Below are 16620 nucleotides of genomic sequence, written 5' to 3'. Positions count from 1 at the left end.
CGCGACGGTTCCGCGGCCTGATACCGCGCCGTGACGTCAGGAAGTCGTGACAAAGCGGCGAGCGGTCCGTACCCGAAGGTAACGGGAAAGGGGCCGCCCGGAACGACTCCGGACGGCCCCGCCGACGAAGCGGCGTTACTGCGCCATCTTCTTCTTGAGGTTCTCGTCGAGCGCCGCGAGGAAGTCCTGCGTGGTCAGCCACTCGGCGTCGCCGCCGACCAGGAGCGCGAGGTCCTTGGTCATCTGGCCGCCCTCGACGGTCTCGACGCAGACCTGCTCCAGCTTCTCGGCGAAGTCGATGACCTCGGGCTGGTTGTCGAGCTTGCCGCGGTGCTGCAGGCCACGGGTCCACGCGAAGATCGAGGCGATCGGGTTGGTGGAGGTCGGCTTGCCCTGCTGGTGCTGGCGGTAGTGCCGGGTCACCGTGCCGTGCGCCGCCTCGGCCTCGACGGTGCGGCCGTCGGGGGTCATGAGCACGCTGGTCATGAGGCCGAGCGAGCCGAAGCCCTGCGCCACCGTGTCCGACTGGACGTCGCCGTCGTAGTTCTTGCAGGCCCACACGTACCCGCCCTCCCACTTCAGGGAGGCGGCCACCATGTCGTCGATCAGGCGGTGCTCGTAGATGATCCCGGCGGCCTCGAAGTCGGCCTTGAACTCGGTCTCGTAGACCTCGGCGAAGATGTCCTTGAACCGGCCGTCGTACGCCTTGAGGATCGTGTTCTTGGTCGACAGGTAGACCGGGTAGCCGCGGTTGAGGCCGTACCGCATCGAGGCGCGGGCGAAGTCGCGGATCGACTCGTCCAGGTTGTACATCGCCAGGGCGACGCCGGAGCCGGGGAAGTCGAAGACGTTGAGCTCGATCGGCTCGCTGCCGTCCTTCGGCGTGAACGTCAGCGTCAGCGTGCCCTCGCCGGGAATCTTCAGGTCGGTGGCGCGGTACTGGTCGCCGAAGGCGTGACGGCCGACGACGATCGGCTTGGTCCAGCCGGGCACGAGCCGCGGGATGTTCGACATGATGATCGGCTCGCGGAAGATGACACCGCCGAGGATGTTGCGGATGGTCCCGTTCGGGGACTTCCACATCTTCTTCAGGCCGAACTCCTCGACCCGGGCCTCGTCCGGCGTGATGGTCGCGCACTTCACGCCCACGCCGTGCTGCTTGATGGCGTTGGCGGCGTCGATCGTGACCTGGTCGTCGGTGGCGTCGCGGTGCTCAATGCCGAGGTCGTAGTACTTCAGGTCGACGTCGAGGTAGGGAAGGATCAGCTGGTCCTTGATGAACTGCCAGATGATCCGGGTCATCTCGTCGCCGTCGAGCTCGACGACCGGGCCCGCTACCTTGATCTTGGGCATGCGTGGGGTTCCCCTTCTGAATTAACTGGCCAGCACGTCCTTTTTGAGGCTCACTGGCCGTTGAGGCTATCGGACGGGTGTGGTAAGTCCGCGACGAGGTCGTGTCCCTACGAGTCGTGCAGCCGCAGCAGCATGAGCAGCGAGCCGATGACGAGCGCCGCGCCGAACGCCGCCAGTGTGAGCGCGTCCACCCGCCTGCCGCGCACCGCGAGCGCGCCCGCCCGGCGTTCGGCGACCGTCACCCGGATCAGGGATCCGAAGAGAAAGCCGAATCCCATGATCGCACCACCCGCGGGCGCCGGCGCACCCAGGCCGATCGCGCCCAGCCCGGCGGCGGCTCCCGCCGCCACCAGCAGCCACGGCCCCCAGGCCGTGCTCTCACTCGTTCTCACGTCTCTCCCAAGCCTGCCACTGCGGTCCTCGGCGCCTCCCTGTCACCGCTCGTCGATGGGCGCCCACTTCCGGTCGTGCTCGCCGATGTACTCGCTGTCCGGCCGGATCAGCCGGTTGTCGGCGTGCTGCTCGATCACGTGGGCGGTCCACCCGGACATCCGGCTGACCGAGAACACGGGCGTGAACAGGTCCGTCGGGATGCCGAGATAGTGGTAGACGGTCGCCGCGTAGAAGTCCACGTTCGGGTACAGGTGCTTGTCCGCGAAGACGACCTCCTCCATCTCCCGGGACATCCGGTAGTAGGTGTCGTCGCCCGAGGCCTCGGCCAGCTCCTGCGACATCCGCCGCAGATGCGTCGCCCGGGGGTCCTCGGTCTTGTAGACGCGGTGCCCGAATCCCATGATCTTCTCGCCCGCCGCCAGCCTGTCCCGCACGGCCTGGGCGACGCCGCGAGGGTCCAGCGCTTCCAGCGTACGCATGACCTGCTCGTTCGCACCTCCGTGGAGGGGGCCCTTGAGCGTGCCGATGGCCGCGACGATCGCCGAGTGCATGTCGGACAGCGTCGCGGCGCAGACACGGGCGGCGAAGGTGGAGGCGTTCATCGTGTGGTCGGCGTGCAGCACCAGACAGGTGTCGAAGATCTCGACCTCGCGCCGCTCGGGGCGGCGGCCGGTGATCTGCAGCAGGAAGTTCGCGGCCGTGCTCAGCTCGGGATCGGGCTCCGGCTTGTCCGCTCCCGTCCTGGCCGCGTGGTAGCGGGCGACGAGGACGGGCTGCTGGGCCGTGAGCCTGGCGGCCTTGCGGCGGTTGGCGTCGGCGGCGTTGGAATCCTTGTCCGGATCGTCGGCGCCGGCCAGCGAGACCAGCGTGCGCAGCGCCTCCATGGGCGCCTGTTTCGCCGCGATTTCGGAGATGTCGCTCTCGACGAGCGCGCCCAGGGTGCGGCCTGCGACCAGTTCCGCGCCGTAACCGGCGAGCTGCTCGCGGGTCGGCAGAGTGCCGCGCTGGAGCAGGTGGGCCACCTCTTCGAACGTCGCGCGGCCGGCCAGGTCGTGGATGTCGTATCCCCGGTAGAAGAGACGACCGGCTTTGCCGTCGATGTCGCTGATCGCTGTGGATGCGGCGACGACATCGGCGAGGCCTTTGGTGGGCTTGTCCGCCATAGGTGTTTCCTCCGCTTATCTCCGTGCGAAGTCTACCCGTGAGCAGGTAAACCACCTCTCAAAGGTCCAGACCAATTTCGGGATTGATTCTGCTCGCGGCAAAGGCGATTCCCCCTCGCCACGGGTGGGTAAGCCGCAGCTATAGGGAAAGTAACGGCGGGCTACCTGGGGAGGAACTGCCGTGGAGGGGCCGTTCATACGGATCGAGGACAGCGGCGAGGTGGTGCCGCTGCGCCCCGACGTCACCACGATCGGCCGCGGCCGGGGCGTGGACATCCGGCTGACGGATCCGAGCGTGTCACGGCTGCACGCCGAATTCGTCCGTCGAGGGCCCTACCTGTACGTGGTGGACCTGGGCCTGTCCCGCAACGGCACACGGGTGAACGGCAGGCCGATCGCCAGAAGGGTTCTGGACGACGGCGACGTCGTCTCCTTCGGGGCCGCCCGGGCCCGGGTCGGCGGGATCCCGCGGGAGGACCTCGCCCCCGAGGTCGAGCTGCGCCGCGCCGCCGCGCCGGAGCTCACCCGCCGGGAGGTCGACGTGCTCACGTCGTTGTGCCGCCCCGCGCTGTCCGACGAGGCGTTCGTCGCGCCCGCGACGGCCCGGGAGATCGCCGACGACCTCGTGGTGACCGAGGCGGCGGTCAAGCAGCACCTGCTGCGGCTGTACCAGAAGTTCCGCATCCCGGAGGGCACCAACCGGCGCACCCGGCTCGCCAACGAGGTCGTCGCCCTCGGCCTGGTGCGGCCCACGCCGGTCGTGCCGCCGCAGCGGGCCGGCGGACCGGCCGAGCCGGAACCACAGCCGCAGCCGCGGACCCCGGCGGGCCGCCGGGCGTCCTGAAGCCGCGCCACATCCGCCGCCGGAGGGTGGAAGCCGTCCCACCCCCGGCTGCGGCTGGAGCGTTCCCACGGCCCGCGCCGACGTACGGCCGCGGGTCTGACCTCGCGTGTCCAGCCGCCCGGGCCCATATGAGCGTGGGCGGCATAACGTGCCGAACAAAAAGCGCGAAACCGCCGTCGAACGGAACGTCGACCGATTGGCGAGGGGGCGCGCGATGCGCAAAGTTCTGGTGTCTTTGGCGGCGGCCGCGGCGGTGACCGCGACCGGCACCGTGGCAGGCATGGGGCAGGCGAGTGCGGCGGTGACCGGGAACGGTGCGGGGCGGATGGACGCCGCCCGGGCGGCGTCGGCGGCACCGGTGAAGCTGCCCAAGGGGTTCCTGCTGGACGAGGCCAAGGTGGACGGTCCACGCAGGCCGTGGGAGCACCTGAAGCTCACCGACAGCCTGACGAAGCCCCTTGAGGTGAACCCCTGCGGCCACCGGGCCGCCCACGACGGGCGCGGCGCGAGCCGTACGTTCACCTACCTGGCGGAGACCGTCTACCGGAGCGAGCAGGTCGTGCTCTACCCGTCGGAGCGGGCCGCGAAGGCGGCGATGCGATCCGTACGGGACGACCTGGCCAGGTGCGGCACGGGAGGCCGCGGCCACGACCGCTACTCCTACCGCTGGAAGAGCACCGGCATCGGCGACGAGGCCCTCCGGGTCGGCGGCTTCTTCTTCGAGAACCGGTCCCGCTCGGTCATCGTCCGCAGGGGCAGCGCGGTGGCGGTCTATGTCAGGACCGGCCTGGTGACCAAGAGCCTCCCGGTCTCCCAGTTCCGCCCACTGATCAAGGACGCCCGCACGATGGCCGCCAAGCTCTGCGACCTTCCCGGCGTCTGCCGGTAGGCCCGGCGGCCGTGCACCGGACGGGCGCCGGCTCAGTTCCCGCCGCGGCGGGTGGGGTCACGCCGTTCTGCGGCTCTCCGGCGCGCCGTCCGGGCCGCCGTTCCCGCCGACGACAGCGTCGGAGAGGGGGCGGGGAACGGGAGTCTGCCGCCGGCGGCGCCGGAGCAGGCCGCCCGCCCACCGGAGGCCCGGCGACGTGAGGAACGCCTCCGCCCGGAGCGCGGCGACGCCGATGCGCGGCAGATCCCGGGCGGCCGGGTAGACCAGGAACCGCGGCTCCCACACGGGCTGGAACTTGGCGTTGAAGCGGTACAACGACTCGATCTGGAACCAGCGGGACAGGAAGACGAGGACGCCGCGCCAGGCGCGCAGCACCGGTCCCGCCCCCAGCCGCTCCCCCCGCGCCAGCGCGGAGCGGAACATCGCGAAGTTCAGCGACACCCTGGTCACGCCGAAGTCCGGTGCGGCCTGCAGGGCCCGCACGATCAGCAGTTCGTTGAGCCCGGGGTCCGCCTCGCGGTCGCGCCGCATGAGGTCGAGGGAGATGCCGTCGGCTCCCCAGGGCACGAAATGCAGGACGGCCCGGATGTCCCCGTCCGGTGTCTGTTCGCCCTCCGGCGTGGCCGCCCGGTGGGCCGTGACCACCAGGCAGCCGGCGTCGGCGGGGTCGCCGAACCGGCCGAGCGCCATCGAGAAGCCCCGCTCGGTCTCGGTGCCGCGCCAGAGGTCGGCCGCGTCGCCGATGTGCTCGCGCTCCGCCTCGCTCAGGTCCCCGGCGCGCCGCACTCGGCAGGTGTAGCCGAGGCGCTCCACCCGCTTGACCATCTGACGCACGTTGCGCAGGGCCCGGCCTTCCAGGGTGAAGCCGGCCACGTCCACGACGGCCTCGTCCCCGATCTCCAGCGCGTCGAGGTCGCCCTCCCTCGTCCACGCCTGGCCACCCGCCTCGCCGCATCCGATGACGGCGGGAACCCACGCGTGCCGCCTGGCCTCCTCCAGAAACCGCCTGATCGCGCCGGGCCAGGCCTCCGGGTCGCCGATCGGGTCGCCGCCGGCCAGCATCACCCCCGCGACGACGCGGTAGGCGACGGCGGCCTTGCCGCTGGGCGAGAAGATCACGCTCTTGTCCCTGCGGAGCGCGAAGTATCCGAGCGAGTCCTGCCGGCCGTACCGGTCGAGCAGGGCGCGCAGGCGCCGTTCGTCGTCCTCGCTGAGCGCCGCGACCGGCCGTTCCGGCCGCAGGGCCAGGTAGATCGTGGTGACGGCGGTGAGCGCGCCGAGCCCGGCGAGCGAGAAGTAGACGAGGTCGCCGGCGCGCTCGGACGTGAACACGACCGGCCCCTCCAGGCCGAACAGACCGAGCACGACGTGCCGGATCTGGTCGCCGAAGCTCGGCCGGCCGACGACCGTGCGGTGATGTGACGCGACGAGGATCCACCCGATCGCGACGTCGAACGCGCCGAGCGCCAGCAGGTTCCACAGCGCCCGCCAGCGTGAGCGCGGATCGGACAGGGCGTAGAACTCCCCTCTGCCGGCGACCAGCACCGCGAACAGGAGCAGCGACACCGACGCGGCGACCGGATGCCGCCAGCGCAGTCCCTCGATCACGGCGTCCACCGGCAGCAGCACCACGACGGCGCGCCAGGCCCGCGCCTTACGCCGCCTGAGTGCGTGGGCGAGCATGATCAACAGGATTCCGACCAGCAGCGACGCCGTCTCGGCGAGCGTCGTGACGGCGCCCGGCAGGACGCTCGCGATCACGCCGATCCTGCTCGCGCGCAGGCCCGGCGCCAGGCCCCTGACGATGTCCAGGATGCCGATCAGCAGCGCGGCCCAGGCCGCCAGCCCCGGGACCCGAGACCGCAGAGAATGCGCGTTCCGCGTCCGATAGCTCACACACAGTGACGATATGTCATGGTTTGCCGGGCCAGCAGCCGGGATTCCGATCCTTGGACCGGGCTTGACGCGGACCGACGGCATACGCCGCGCGTTCTTCTCCGGGTCGGCTCTTCTCCGGGTCGGCTCTTCTCCGGGTCGACGGCCGATGCGCCGAGGAGAGGAGGTGCCGGCGCCGCGGAATCCTCCCGGCGGCGGACCCCGGATCAAGGACAGCTTTGACGACCGTGCGGGGGCGCCGTTCCTACTGTTCGATCCATGATTTCCACTACGAACGCGTTCCGCCGCGCGGCCGCGGGTGCCGCTCTCGTCCTGTCCGCTCTCGCCGTCCCCGCCACCACCGCGCACGCGGCGACACCGCCGGCCTCCGCCGCTTCCACCACCGCGTCGGCCGTCTACGGCCCCTATTCGGACCTGCGCTACTGCGTGCCCCAGACGAAGGTGTACGCGGGCTCGTACTGCTTCCTGCGGAACGGCCGCTGGTACCTCTACGTCCCGTGATCGGCGGACTCGGCCCGGCCGTCGCCCCGCGGCGAGGAGCCGCGGAAGGACCGGCCGGGCGGGTCCGGTGGATCACGCTCCGCCGAAAAATCCGTGAATCAGCGCTGTTCGGCGGCCTCGACGACGTTGGCCAGCAGCATGGCCCGGGTCATCGGCCCCACCCCGCCGGGGTTGGGGGCGACGAAGCCCGCGACCTCGCGTACGTCGGGGGCGACGTCGCCGGTGAGCTTCCCGTCGACCCTGGAGACGCCCACGTCGAGCACGGCCGCGCCGGGCTTGACCATCTCGGCGGTCACGAGGTGGGGCACCCCGGCCGCCGCGACGACGATGTCCGCCCGGCGCACGTGGGAGGCCAGGTCCTGGGTGCCGGTGTGGCAGAGCGTCACGGTGGCGTTCTCCGTCCGGCGGGTGAGGAGCAGGCCCAGCGGCCGACCCACCGTGATGCCCCGGCCGACCACGACGACCTCGGCGCCCTTGAGCGGCACGCCGTACTCCTGGAGGAGGACCACGATGCCCCGCGGGGTGCACGGCAGCGGGGCCTCGACCATGTGCACGAGCCTGCCCAGGTTGACGGGGTGGAGACCGTCCGCGTCCTTGGCCGGGTCCATGCGCTCGATGAGCGCCTGGGTGTCCAGGTGACGCGGCAGCGGCAGCTGGACGATGTAGCCCGTGCAGGCGGGATCGGCGTTCAGCTCGTCGACGGCGGCCTCCACGTCCGCCTGGGTGGCGCTTTCCGGCAGGTCCTTGCGGATGGAGGTGATGCCGACCTCCGCGCAGTCGCGGTGCTTGCCCCCGACGTAGATTTGGCTGCCGGGGTCGTCACCGACCAGGATCGTGCCCAGACCGGGGGTGATTCCCCGGGCCGCCAGGGCCTTCACCCGCTCCGCCAGTTCACTCTTGATCTTGGCGGCGGTCGCCTTGCCGTCCAGAACCAGCGCGGTCATGGCACTTCCCGTCCCTTCCAGGTGCGTTACTGTCCCCCCTCGCGGCGCTCGATGATCCGCCGGGTGAAGGGGATGAACTCTACGATCCGCCAGCCGAAGTAGGCGGCCAGGGCGGCGATGGGCAGCAGCGCGATGGGGCTGTTCCACATGCCGTTCATCGTCGCGAAGGAGCTCATGATCATATCAAGGGGCATGGAAGGGGCTCCGTGAAGAGGGTGGGGTGAGCGCTTCAGGCTAACCGCCCCAAAGGGGTGATCGTGCCGTTCTCGCCCCATCCATCCCAGTGGCCGCCCCTCCCTGGCGGTACGTCCGGACTTATCAGTGGAAGAAGTGCCGGGTCCCGGTGAAGTAGAGCGTGATGCCCGCCTCCTCGGCCGCCTCGATGACCGCGTCGTCGCGGATCGAGCCGCCCGGCTCGACGATCGCCTTCACCCCGGCCTCGGCCAGCACCTGCAGGCCGTCCGGGAACGGGAAGTACGCGTCGGAGGCGCCGACCGACCCGGTCGCGCGCTCACCCGCCCGGGACACCGCCAGCCGGGCCGAGTCGACCCGGTTGACCTGGCCCATGCCGACGCCGACGGTCGCGCCGCCGGAGGCCAGCAGGATGGCGTTGGACTTCACCGAACGGCAGGCCCGCCAGGCGAAGGCCAGGTCGGCGAGCACCTCGGGCGAGGCCGCCTCGCCGGCCCTGAGCTCCCATGTGGAGGGGTCGTCGCCGGGCGCGTCCACCCGGTCGACCGTCTGCACGAGCAGGCCGCCGTCGACGCGGCGATACTCGGCGGCGTTCGAGGGCCCCTGCGGGCAGGCGAGCAGGCGGATGTTCTTCTTCTCCCTGAGCACCTCGAGCGCGTCCGCCGCGAACGACGGCGCGACCACCACCTCGGTGAAGATCGGCGCGATCTGCTCGGCCAGCGCGCGGGTCACCTCGCGGTTCACCGCGATCACTCCGCCGTACGCGGAGACCGGGTCGCACTCGTGCGCCTTGCGGTGTGCCTCGGCCACGTCGGCGCCCACCGCGATGCCGCAGGGGTTGGCGTGCTTGATGATGGCCACGCACGGCTCGTCGAAGTCCCAGGCGGCCCGCCAGGCCGCGTCGGCGTCGACGTAGTTGTTGTAGGACATCTCCTTGCCGTGGAGCTGCTCGGCGTTGGCCAGGCCGTCCTCGCCGCCGGTGTAGAGGGCCGCTCCCTGGTGCGGGTTCTCGCCGTACCGCAGCGCGGCCTTGCGCTTCCACGCCGCGCCCATGAAGGACGGCCAGTCACCCTCGGACGCGTACACGTTCGCGAACCAGGACGCGACCGCGACGTCGTAGGCGGCGGTGTGCGCGTACGCCGCGGCGGCCAGCCTCCTGCGCTCGGTCAGCGTGAAGCCGCCCTCGGCGACCGCGGCCAGGACCTCGCCGTACGCCGCGGGATCGACGACCACGGCCACCGTGCCGTGGTTCTTGGCGGCGGCGCGGATCATGGCGGGACCGCCGATGTCGATCTGCTCGACGCATTCGGCGTCGGAGGCGCCGGAGGCGACCGTGGCGGCGAAGGGATACAGGTTCACCACCGCGAGCTGGAACGCCTCGATCTCCAGCTCTTCCAGCTGCTTGACGTGGGAGGGGTTGGCGCCGTCGGCGAGCAGCCCGGCATGGACCCGCGGGTGGAGGGTCTTGACCCGTCCGTCCAGGCACTCGGGGAATCCGGTGAGCGACTCCACCTTCGTGACCGGCACGCCGTAGGAGGCGATCGCGGCGGCGGTGCCGCCGGTCGACACGATCTCCACGCCCGCGGCCTCGAGCCCCCGCGCCAGGTCTTCGAGACCCGTCTTGTCGTAAACGGTGATCAGCGCACGGCGGATGGCGATGCGGGTCACTTCGTCGTCCTTCCTGGTGTCGGGCCGTGTCCGGCCTCTCCTGCGACTCGTCCCGGCCCAAGGCGGACGGTCCGCCCGGTCAGGGTCCAGCCCTCGCGGGCCATGCGGCCCACCGTCTCGACGAGGAGGCCGCGCTCGACGCCCTTGATGCGTTCGTGCAGCGACTCCTCGTCGTCTCCCTCCCGTACGGTCACCGCCTCCTGGGCGATCACCGGGCCGGTGTCCACGCCCGCGTCGACGAGGTGGACCGTGCAGCCGGTGACGCGGACGCCGTACGCGAGGGCGTCACGCACCGCGTGCGCACCGGGGAAGGCGGGCAGCAGCGCCGGGTGGGTGTTGACGACCGGGAACGCGCCCAGCACGCGAGGGCCGAGGATCTTCATGAACCCGGCGGAGACCACCAGGTCGGGCTTGTGCTCGGCGATGCGCTCGGCCAGACTCTCGTCCCACCGCTCCCGGTCGGGATGGTCGCCCACCCTCTCGACGAACGTGGGTACGCCGGCACGCTCGGCCCGGATCAGGCCCTCGATGCCGGTACGGTCGGCCCCGACGGCCACGACGGTCGCGCCGAACGCGTCGTCTGCCGCCGCGTCCAGCAACGCTTGCAGGTTGGTCCCCGAACCCGAGACGAGGACGACGAGCCGGAACGACAGGACGGAACTCCTTCGTGAGCTGCCTTCGTTTTGCAGGTGATTGCCGGGAGATGGTTCCTTAGAGAGTGGTCGAGCGTGGAGGGCCGTCCCTCAACGCAGCTAAAGCGTATCGGGCGCCGGCCATCACGACTGACGACGGGCTATGCGGAACGCGAGGCGAGGAGACCGTGACTACACCCCTAGAGACGCCGGCCCCTGCGACCGGAGGGCGCAGGGCTCTGGTCCTCGCCCTCATGGCGCTGGTGTTCACGCTGATGCTGCCGGCCGCCGGGCTGGCGCTGTCGATTTTCGCGATCGTCATCGCGATCCACGACCTGCGCCTGCTGAACCGGGCACGACGCGGGATCGGGATGGCGACCGGAGCCGTCGTGCTCTCGTCACTCGCGTTCGTCCTCGGGCTGGTGACGACGGGATTCCAGCTCTACTTCTCCGACGAGCTCAACGCCTACACCGAGTGCCGCAAGGGCGCGGGGACGGTGACGGCCCAGCAGGAGTGCTCCGACCAGCTCATGCGGGCGTTCGAGCGCAAGCTCGGGGTGGCCTGGCCCGCCGGCGTCCCCGCCCCCGCCTGACGCGACAGGTCCTGCCGGCCGTCGCCGGCCCGGATCCGGCGCCGTAGGTCGCACCCTCTAGGACGGTGCGTCGCCGAGCTGGAGCGCCTGGAGCGCGAGCCAGGCTATGACGCGGTCCTCGGTCACGGAGACGGACAGCCCGGTCAGCTCCTCCACCCGCGCCATACGCTGGCGCAGCGTGTGCCGGTGGATGCCGAGCTGCGAGGACGCCGCTTCCCAGCTGCTGTTCTCGCTCAGGAAGACCCGCAGCGAGCGGAGCAGGACCAGGGTGGAGTCGTTCTCCAGCAGCGGCAGGAGTGGCGAGGTGAGCGCCCCGCGCGCGGCCGCATCGAGGTGCTGGAGGATCAGCCGCTGGGTCGGCAGCCCGGCGAACTCGACCACGGGCCGGGCGTCCGCCACGGCCACCGCGAGCGCCTGCTCGGCCTGCCGCCGGCTGAGCAGGCCGGAGACCTGCGGCTGAGGAGCGCCGATGCCGCACCGCGCCGGGACGCCCTCCCGCTCGACCGCGTCGGACACCCGCGCGGTCCACCGGCCCAGCTCGTCCTCCGGCAGCAACACGGTGACCACTGACGACTCCGAGCTGACCAGCGGAGGCAGATCCAGCTCCGCGCACCACTCCAGCACGTTGTCCTCCAGCGGGACGGCACGCGACCGCGAGCGCAGCAGCGCGACGGCGACGTTCCCGGCGAGGAGATTCCAGCGGGCCGACACCCGCGCGACGAGCGCGGGGTCTCCCGACATCAGCGCGTCCACCGCGTCGGCCCTGGCCAGACCCCACGTGTCGCCACCGCTCAAGGGGTTGAGGGCGAGATCGAGCAGGAGCGCGGCATGCTGCGCCAGCTTCCGGGTCAGCGTGATCCGGTCCGGGCGGGGCGCGACCACGAGGTGGGCACGGGGCCGGACCGGGTCGCCCACGCCGTACACGGTCAGGGCGGGGTGCCGGATGCGGGAGCGCTGGCCGAGCGCCGCGGCCCGGGCGTCGTCGATGTGCACCCGTGCGGCGCCCACGGCCGCGTGGATCTTCCCGTGCCGGTCCAGCAGCACGGCCCAGCTCTCGATGCGCGCGGCGAGCGTCGCCACGACCCCCTGCGCCCCGGCGCTGCGCGCCACCATCGTCATGCTGGAGACGCCCTCGGCGATCAGCCGCGCCTCCGCGGCTCCGGTCCGCAGCAGGTCGGCGTTGACGTGGTAGGTGATGTCCTGAAACGCCACGGCGCCGGGGATCTCCAGCACGGCCATACCGTGCTTCCCGGCGCCTTCGACCAGCGCCGGCGGGACGGACGGGTGGCGCACCCCGATGCCGAAGCCGAGCGCGGCCACCCCCGCCCCGGCCAGCCTCGCCGCGTACGCCTCCAGGTCGCCGGCCCTGTCCAGCTCCAGGCCGAGGGTGAGGATCATCTCGCCGCCGCGCAGCCAGGGCGTCGGATCGGCCAGCTCGGATATGTGCGTCCAGCGGATGGGGCGATCCAGGCCCGTCGTCCCCGTCGGCACGCGCAGCCGGAACCGCTGCGCGATGTCGCCCGCCGTCTCCAGCACCCGGCATCTCCTCTCTCCGGAGCACGCGACATCCGTCGCAGAACTGACGCAGTGTCACCGTGACATCGGCCCGCGACGGGCGCGAAGTATCGGATCGGCGCACTGATCGCAGGTGGATGGACATTTGGCCAGCTGCCGCGGCGACGCCCGCGTCCCTAGCCTGAACCCTTGTTTCAGTAACACCGGGTGACGGCAGGGCTGTTCCCCGGGCCCCGAGGAAGGGAGCAGCATGCGCGCCGCGGTATTCGAATCCGCCGACCGGCCCGTCCGGGTCGAGCAGGTGGAGCTCGCCCCTCCGGGTCCGGGCGAGGTCCGCGTGAAGATCGCCGCGGCCGGGGTCTGCGGCTCGGACCTGCACGTACGCCGCGGCGAATGGGACGTGCCGCTCCCTCTGGTGATGGGGCACGAGGGCTCCGGCGTGGTGACCGAGCTCGGCCCGGGGGTGACCAGCCTCGCGGAGGGCGACCACGTCGTCCTGTCCTGGGTCGCCCCGTGCGGGCGATGCCGGTACTGCCGGTCCGGGCACGAGGCGCGCTGCCAGCTCGCGGCGACCGTGGTCGCGCCCGGAGGCGTCCTCCAGGACGGCACCAGCAGGCTGAGCCGGAGCGGGGAGACCCTCTACCACTACCTCGGGGTGTCCTCCTTCGCGGAGGAGGCCGTGGTACCGGCGTCCGGCGCCGTCAAGATCCGCGAGGACGCCCCGCTGGACACCGTGGCCCTCGTCGGCTGCGCGGTGGCCACCGGCGTCGGCGCGGTGACCAACACGGCCGCCGTCCTGCCCGGCAGCACGGTCGCCGTCATCGGCTGCGGCGGGGTCGGGCTCTCCGTCGTCCAGGGCGCCAAGCTGGCCGGGGCCGAGCGGATCGTCGCGATCGACACCCGTGCCGAGAAGACGGCGCTCGCGATGACGCTCGGGGCCACCGACCAGCTCTCCGGCGCCGGCGCGACCGATCCCGAGGCGCTGCGCGACCTCCTGCCGGACGGCGTCGACTACGCCTTCGACGCGGTCGGCCACCAGGCCACTTTGGAGTCGGCGATCCAGATGCTCGGCCTGGGTGGTGCGGCGGTGGCCGTAGGCCTGCCGCCCAAGGGCACGCTCGCCCGGTTCGACCCGCTCGTCCTGGCCGAGGCCGACCAGCGAATCCTCGGGTCCAACTACGGGAGCGTCCGCCCGGCCATCGACATCCCGGCGCTGGTCGACCGCTACATGGACGGCCACCTGCAGCTCGACCAGCTCGTCAGTAGGCGCACGACGCTCGACGAGGCCGGCCACGCCCTGGACGCCCTGGCCAGTGGCGAGGCGCTGCGCACCCTGCTCGTCCCCTGACCCCCTCCCCCGTCACTCACCGCCCTGCGCCCGGGTCCGTCGCAGCGGGTCCGGGCCCTGCCGCCCGTTCGCGCCGCCGGCCCCGGATCGCCGAGGCCCCGTTCGTACAAGGAACCCCCGCATGACACAGACCACCGCCTCCCACCGCCAGCACGGGCACGGGCTGCGGCGCGGGGCGATGTCGGGCGGCGAGGTCGTCGCCCAGGCCATCGCCAACATCGCCCCGAGCGCGGTCATCGCCTTCTCCGTGGCCGGAATCTTCGCCAGTGCCGGCAACGCGTCCTGGCTGTCGTTCACCCTCGCCACCGTGGTCATCCTCGCCGTCGGCTACTGCATCTCCCAGTTCGCCAAGCGCCGGGCCTCGGCCGGCTCGCTGTACAACTACGCCGCCCAGGGGCTCGGCCCGCTCGGCGCGTACGTCACCGGCATCACGCTCATCATCGGGTGTTTCGGCATCGCGTCCGGCTCCCTCGCGGGCGCCGTCTACCACTTCAACGCCTTCCTGTCCGGGATCGGTCTGACGATCGACAACACGCTGTGGAACGTCGTGCTCGCGGTCGTGATCGGCGGCCTCGCCACGCTGTTCACCGTGTGGGGCATCCGGATGTCGGCGCGCATCTCGCTCGTCCTGGAGGTCATCTCGATCGCGATCATCACGGTGATGCTGGTCATCGTGCTGTTCGCCGGGGACGGGCCGGTCTTCGACAGCAGCCAGCTCACCCTCGACGGCGCCACGCCGCACGGCATCGCGGTCGGCATGGTGCTGGCGATCCTCGGGTTCGTCGGCTTCTCCAGCTCCGACGCCCTCGGCCGCGAGGCGCGCAACCCGTTCAAGGCGATTCCCCGGGCCATCATGTGGAGCGCCGCGGGCGTCGGCCTGCTGTACATCTTCGCCTCCTACACGCAGGTCGCGGGCTACCGCGCGCTGGGCGACCTGGGCACCAGCGGCAACCCGCTGGACGAGCTCGCGGTGGCCGTCGGCATGCCCGGCTGGTTCCGCCCGGTGCTCAGCCTCGGCGTCACGGCGTCGTTCTTCGCGGTCGTGGTCGCCCCGATCAACGTGATCGGCCGCATCGTCTTCGTCATGGGCAAGGAGGGCGTGCTGCCCGCCTCTCTCGGCCGGACCCACCGGACCCAGCAGACCCCGCATCGGGCGATCCTCGCGATCGCACCGATCGCCGTCGCACTGACCGCGCTGCTCTTCGCGCTCGGCGTGGACGGCATGGAGATCGTCGTCAACGTCGACACCTACGGCACGTACGGCTACATGGTGGCCTACGCCGTCGTCGCGCTCGCCGCGCCGATCTTCCTGCGGCGGGAGCGCGCGCGGGTGCGGCTCATCTGGCCGTGCGTGGTCGTCTCGGTGGTCGGCATGGCGTACGTCTTCTACGTCAACGTCGTGCCGTGGCCGGCCTGGCCGCTGAACTTCGTGGTCCTCGCCTTCCTCGTCACCGTCGCCGTGGCCCTCGTCTGGTACGGCTACCTCCGCGCGGCCCGGCCGTCGGTCGCCCAGACCATCGGCACAACCGAAACCGACTTCGCCGAGATGGCCTGACGACCACGCCGTGCCCGCTTGCCTTTGACGCGCGGGTCAGGGGTTAACGTCGCGGGGCCGTGCGGCCGCGCCGCCGTCCTCTCCGACACCGTGGGAGTTCCCAATGCCAGAAACCCTGCCCCGCGTCTCACGGGAGATCCGGCTCGTCGAGGTTCCGTCCGGCCTCCCCGGCCCCGAGCACCTGACCGTCGCCGAGGTCCCGATTCCCGTGCCCGGGGCCGGCGAGGTCCTGGTGCGCAACCGCTGGTTCCAGGTCTTCCCCTCACTGCGGACGCTGATCGCCGGAGGCGTTCCGGGCACGCCCTTCCCTCCGCTGCGTCCCGGGGACGCGTTGTTCGGTCCCGCCGTCGGCGAGGTCGTCACCGCTGGCGGAGACGGCGGCCTGCGTCCGGGCGACCTGGTCGCGCACTTCCGGGGCTGGCGCGAGTACGCCGCGGTCCCCGCGTCCGCGCCGCTGGGCGAGTCCCTGCCCGACCCGGCCGCGCATCTGGCGCCGGGCGCCACCGCGTACGCCGCCCTGACCCGGATCGCCCGCCTCCGCGCCGGTGAGACCGTTTTCGTGACCGGGGGCGCCGGAGCCGTCGGGTCGCTCGCCGGGCAGATCGCCCGGCGGCTGGGCGCGGCACGCGTGATCGGCAGCACCGGTTCACCGGCGAAGGCCGGGCGCATGACCGCCGAGCTCGGCTACGACGCGGTCGTGCTCCGCGACGGCGGCCCGATCGGCGCACAGCTGGCCGAGGCGGCGCCCGACGGCGTCGATGTGGTCGTCGACGCCGTCGGAGGCGAGCAGCTCCGGGCCGCGGTGGCCGCGGCCCGGCCGGGCGCCCGCGTCGTCGTGGTCGGCACCCTGGCCACCCAGTTGTCGGCCGCGGCCGGCGGCACGACGGCCCCGGTGGAGCTGGACGCCTTCCAGCTCATCGCCAGGAACATCACTGTCCGCGGATTCACCGGCGTCGACGCCGAGACCGGCGCGGAGTGGACGGAGCGCTTCGGCGCCTGGCTCCGCTCAGGCGCCGTCACCTTCCCGCACACCCGAATCGCGGGCATCGAACGGGCGCCGCTGGCGTTGCGCGAGTTGTTCGACGGACGGCACGTGGGAACGGTCGTCGTGGAGACCTGGAGCTAGCAGGAGGC

The 16620-nt window shown here is 71.8% G+C and carries 16 protein-coding genes; 7 read left to right on the top strand and 9 right to left on the bottom strand.

Going from position 1 to position 16620, the window contains the following annotated elements:
• Window positions 1-135 precede the first annotated feature (135 nt).
• The 3 genes from HHX41_RS27865 to HHX41_RS27855 form a co-directional block, all read right to left on the bottom strand.
• Window positions 136-1353 carry an NADP-dependent isocitrate dehydrogenase gene (locus HHX41_RS27865; protein ID WP_169985369.1) on the bottom strand — a complete coding sequence of 406 codons (1218 nt, stop codon included), beginning with the start codon at window positions 1351-1353 and terminating at the stop codon, window positions 136-138.
• A 107-nt stretch (window positions 1354-1460) separates the two neighbouring features.
• Window positions 1461-1745, bottom strand: coding sequence for a DUF3017 domain-containing protein (locus HHX41_RS27860; protein ID WP_169985367.1), 285 nt, complete (start codon window positions 1743-1745; stop codon window positions 1461-1463).
• A gap of 42 nt (window positions 1746-1787) precedes the next feature.
• Complete coding sequence (locus tag HHX41_RS27855) at window positions 1788-2909, bottom strand: citrate/2-methylcitrate synthase (protein ID WP_169985365.1); 1122 nt, start codon at window positions 2907-2909, stop codon at window positions 1788-1790.
• 181 nt (window positions 2910-3090) lie between these two features.
• Between HHX41_RS27855 and HHX41_RS27850 the strand changes: the two genes are divergently transcribed.
• On the top strand, window positions 3091-3753 hold the full coding sequence (locus HHX41_RS27850; RefSeq protein ID WP_169985363.1) for an FHA domain-containing protein: 663 nt from the start codon (window positions 3091-3093) through the stop codon (window positions 3751-3753).
• Between the two features lie 214 nt (window positions 3754-3967).
• Window positions 3968-4642, top strand: a complete 675-nt coding sequence (locus tag HHX41_RS27845) for a hypothetical protein (protein ID WP_182908332.1) — start codon at window positions 3968-3970, stop codon at window positions 4640-4642.
• A 57-nt stretch (window positions 4643-4699) separates the two neighbouring features.
• On the opposite strand, the gene HHX41_RS27840 is transcribed toward HHX41_RS27845, so the two are convergent.
• The gene (locus HHX41_RS27840) at window positions 4700-6538 is read right to left on the bottom strand and encodes a phosphatidylglycerol lysyltransferase domain-containing protein (protein WP_220504469.1); all 1839 of its coding nucleotides are present in this window, start codon (window positions 6536-6538) and stop codon (window positions 4700-4702) included.
• Window positions 6539-6796: 258 nt separating this feature from the next.
• Here HHX41_RS27840 and HHX41_RS27835 point away from each other — a divergent pair, with 258 nt between their 5' ends.
• A complete protein-coding gene (locus HHX41_RS27835) occupies window positions 6797-7039 on the top strand; it encodes a hypothetical protein (RefSeq protein WP_169985357.1) in 243 nt (80 codons plus the stop codon).
• A 98-nt stretch (window positions 7040-7137) separates the two neighbouring features.
• Here the strand turns inward: HHX41_RS27835 and HHX41_RS27830 are convergent, their stop codons facing one another.
• The 4 genes from HHX41_RS27830 to purN form a co-directional block, all read right to left on the bottom strand.
• On the bottom strand, window positions 7138-7983 hold the full coding sequence (locus tag HHX41_RS27830) for a bifunctional methylenetetrahydrofolate dehydrogenase/methenyltetrahydrofolate cyclohydrolase (RefSeq protein ID WP_169985355.1): 846 nt from the start codon (window positions 7981-7983) through the stop codon (window positions 7138-7140).
• Between the two features lie 26 nt (window positions 7984-8009).
• Window positions 8010-8159: a hypothetical protein gene (locus tag HHX41_RS27825; RefSeq protein ID WP_182908366.1), complete on the bottom strand. Its 150-nt coding sequence runs from the start codon at window positions 8157-8159 to the stop codon at window positions 8010-8012.
• Between the two features lie 142 nt (window positions 8160-8301).
• Window positions 8302-9843, bottom strand: a complete 1542-nt coding sequence (gene purH, locus HHX41_RS27820) for a bifunctional phosphoribosylaminoimidazolecarboxamide formyltransferase/IMP cyclohydrolase (RefSeq protein WP_182908330.1) — start codon at window positions 9841-9843, stop codon at window positions 8302-8304.
• A complete protein-coding gene (gene purN, locus HHX41_RS27815) occupies window positions 9840-10496 on the bottom strand; it encodes a phosphoribosylglycinamide formyltransferase (protein WP_169985461.1) in 657 nt (218 codons plus the stop codon). Before purN ends, purH begins: the two co-directional genes overlap by 4 nt.
• Window positions 10497-10663: 167 nt before the next feature.
• On the opposite strand from purN, the gene HHX41_RS27810 reads away from it, so the two are divergent.
• Complete coding sequence (locus tag HHX41_RS27810; RefSeq protein WP_182908329.1) at window positions 10664-11068, top strand: hypothetical protein; 405 nt, start codon at window positions 10664-10666, stop codon at window positions 11066-11068.
• Window positions 11069-11125: 57 nt separating this feature from the next.
• Here the strand turns inward: HHX41_RS27810 and HHX41_RS27805 are convergent, their stop codons facing one another.
• Window positions 11126-12604, bottom strand: a complete 1479-nt coding sequence (locus tag HHX41_RS27805) for a PucR family transcriptional regulator (protein ID WP_169985347.1) — start codon at window positions 12602-12604, stop codon at window positions 11126-11128.
• Window positions 12605-12833: 229 nt separating this feature from the next.
• Here HHX41_RS27805 and HHX41_RS27800 point away from each other — a divergent pair, with 229 nt between their 5' ends.
• The 3 genes from HHX41_RS27800 to HHX41_RS27790 all read left to right on the top strand — a co-directional run bounded on the left by HHX41_RS27800 (window position 12834) and on the right by HHX41_RS27790 (window position 16612).
• Window positions 12834-13931: an alcohol dehydrogenase catalytic domain-containing protein gene (locus HHX41_RS27800; RefSeq protein WP_169985345.1), complete on the top strand. Its 1098-nt coding sequence runs from the start codon at window positions 12834-12836 to the stop codon at window positions 13929-13931.
• Window positions 13932-14052: 121 nt separating this feature from the next.
• A complete protein-coding gene (locus tag HHX41_RS27795) occupies window positions 14053-15486 on the top strand; it encodes an APC family permease (RefSeq protein ID WP_211592642.1) in 1434 nt (477 codons plus the stop codon).
• Window positions 15487-15589: 103 nt separating this feature from the next.
• Window positions 15590-16612: an NADP-dependent oxidoreductase gene (locus HHX41_RS27790; RefSeq protein WP_182908328.1), complete on the top strand. Its 1023-nt coding sequence runs from the start codon at window positions 15590-15592 to the stop codon at window positions 16610-16612.
• Window positions 16613-16620: the final 8 nt, after the last annotated feature.

Origin of the sequence: Microbispora sp. H13382 (assembly GCF_014161445.1) — a bacterium.
Lineage (GTDB): Bacteria > Actinomycetota > Actinomycetes > Streptosporangiales > Streptosporangiaceae > Microbispora.
This window is presented reverse-complemented; position numbering and strand designations above follow the sequence as displayed.

Coding starts and splice junctions, on each gene's coding strand:
- HHX41_RS27865 (WP_169985369.1), bottom strand. CDS start 1,353: ATGCCCAAGATCAAGGTAGCGGGCCCGGTCGTCGAGCTCGACGGCGAC.
- HHX41_RS27855 (WP_169985365.1), bottom strand. CDS start 2,909: ATGGCGGACAAGCCCACCAAAGGCCTCGCCGATGTCGTCGCCGCATCC.
- HHX41_RS27845 (WP_182908332.1), top strand. CDS start 3,968: ATGCGCAAAGTTCTGGTGTCTTTGGCGGCGGCCGCGGCGGTGACCGCG.
- HHX41_RS27835 (WP_169985357.1), top strand. CDS start 6,797: ATGATTTCCACTACGAACGCGTTCCGCCGCGCGGCCGCGGGTGCCGCT.
- HHX41_RS27830 (WP_169985355.1), bottom strand. CDS start 7,983: ATGACCGCGCTGGTTCTGGACGGCAAGGCGACCGCCGCCAAGATCAAG.
- HHX41_RS27825 (WP_182908366.1), bottom strand. CDS start 8,159: ATGAGCTCCTTCGCGACGATGAACGGCATGTGGAACAGCCCCATCGCG.
- HHX41_RS27800 (WP_169985345.1), top strand. CDS start 12,834: ATGCGCGCCGCGGTATTCGAATCCGCCGACCGGCCCGTCCGGGTCGAG.
- HHX41_RS27795 (WP_211592642.1), top strand. CDS start 14,053: ATGACACAGACCACCGCCTCCCACCGCCAGCACGGGCACGGGCTGCGG.
- HHX41_RS27790 (WP_182908328.1), top strand. CDS start 15,590: ATGCCAGAAACCCTGCCCCGCGTCTCACGGGAGATCCGGCTCGTCGAG.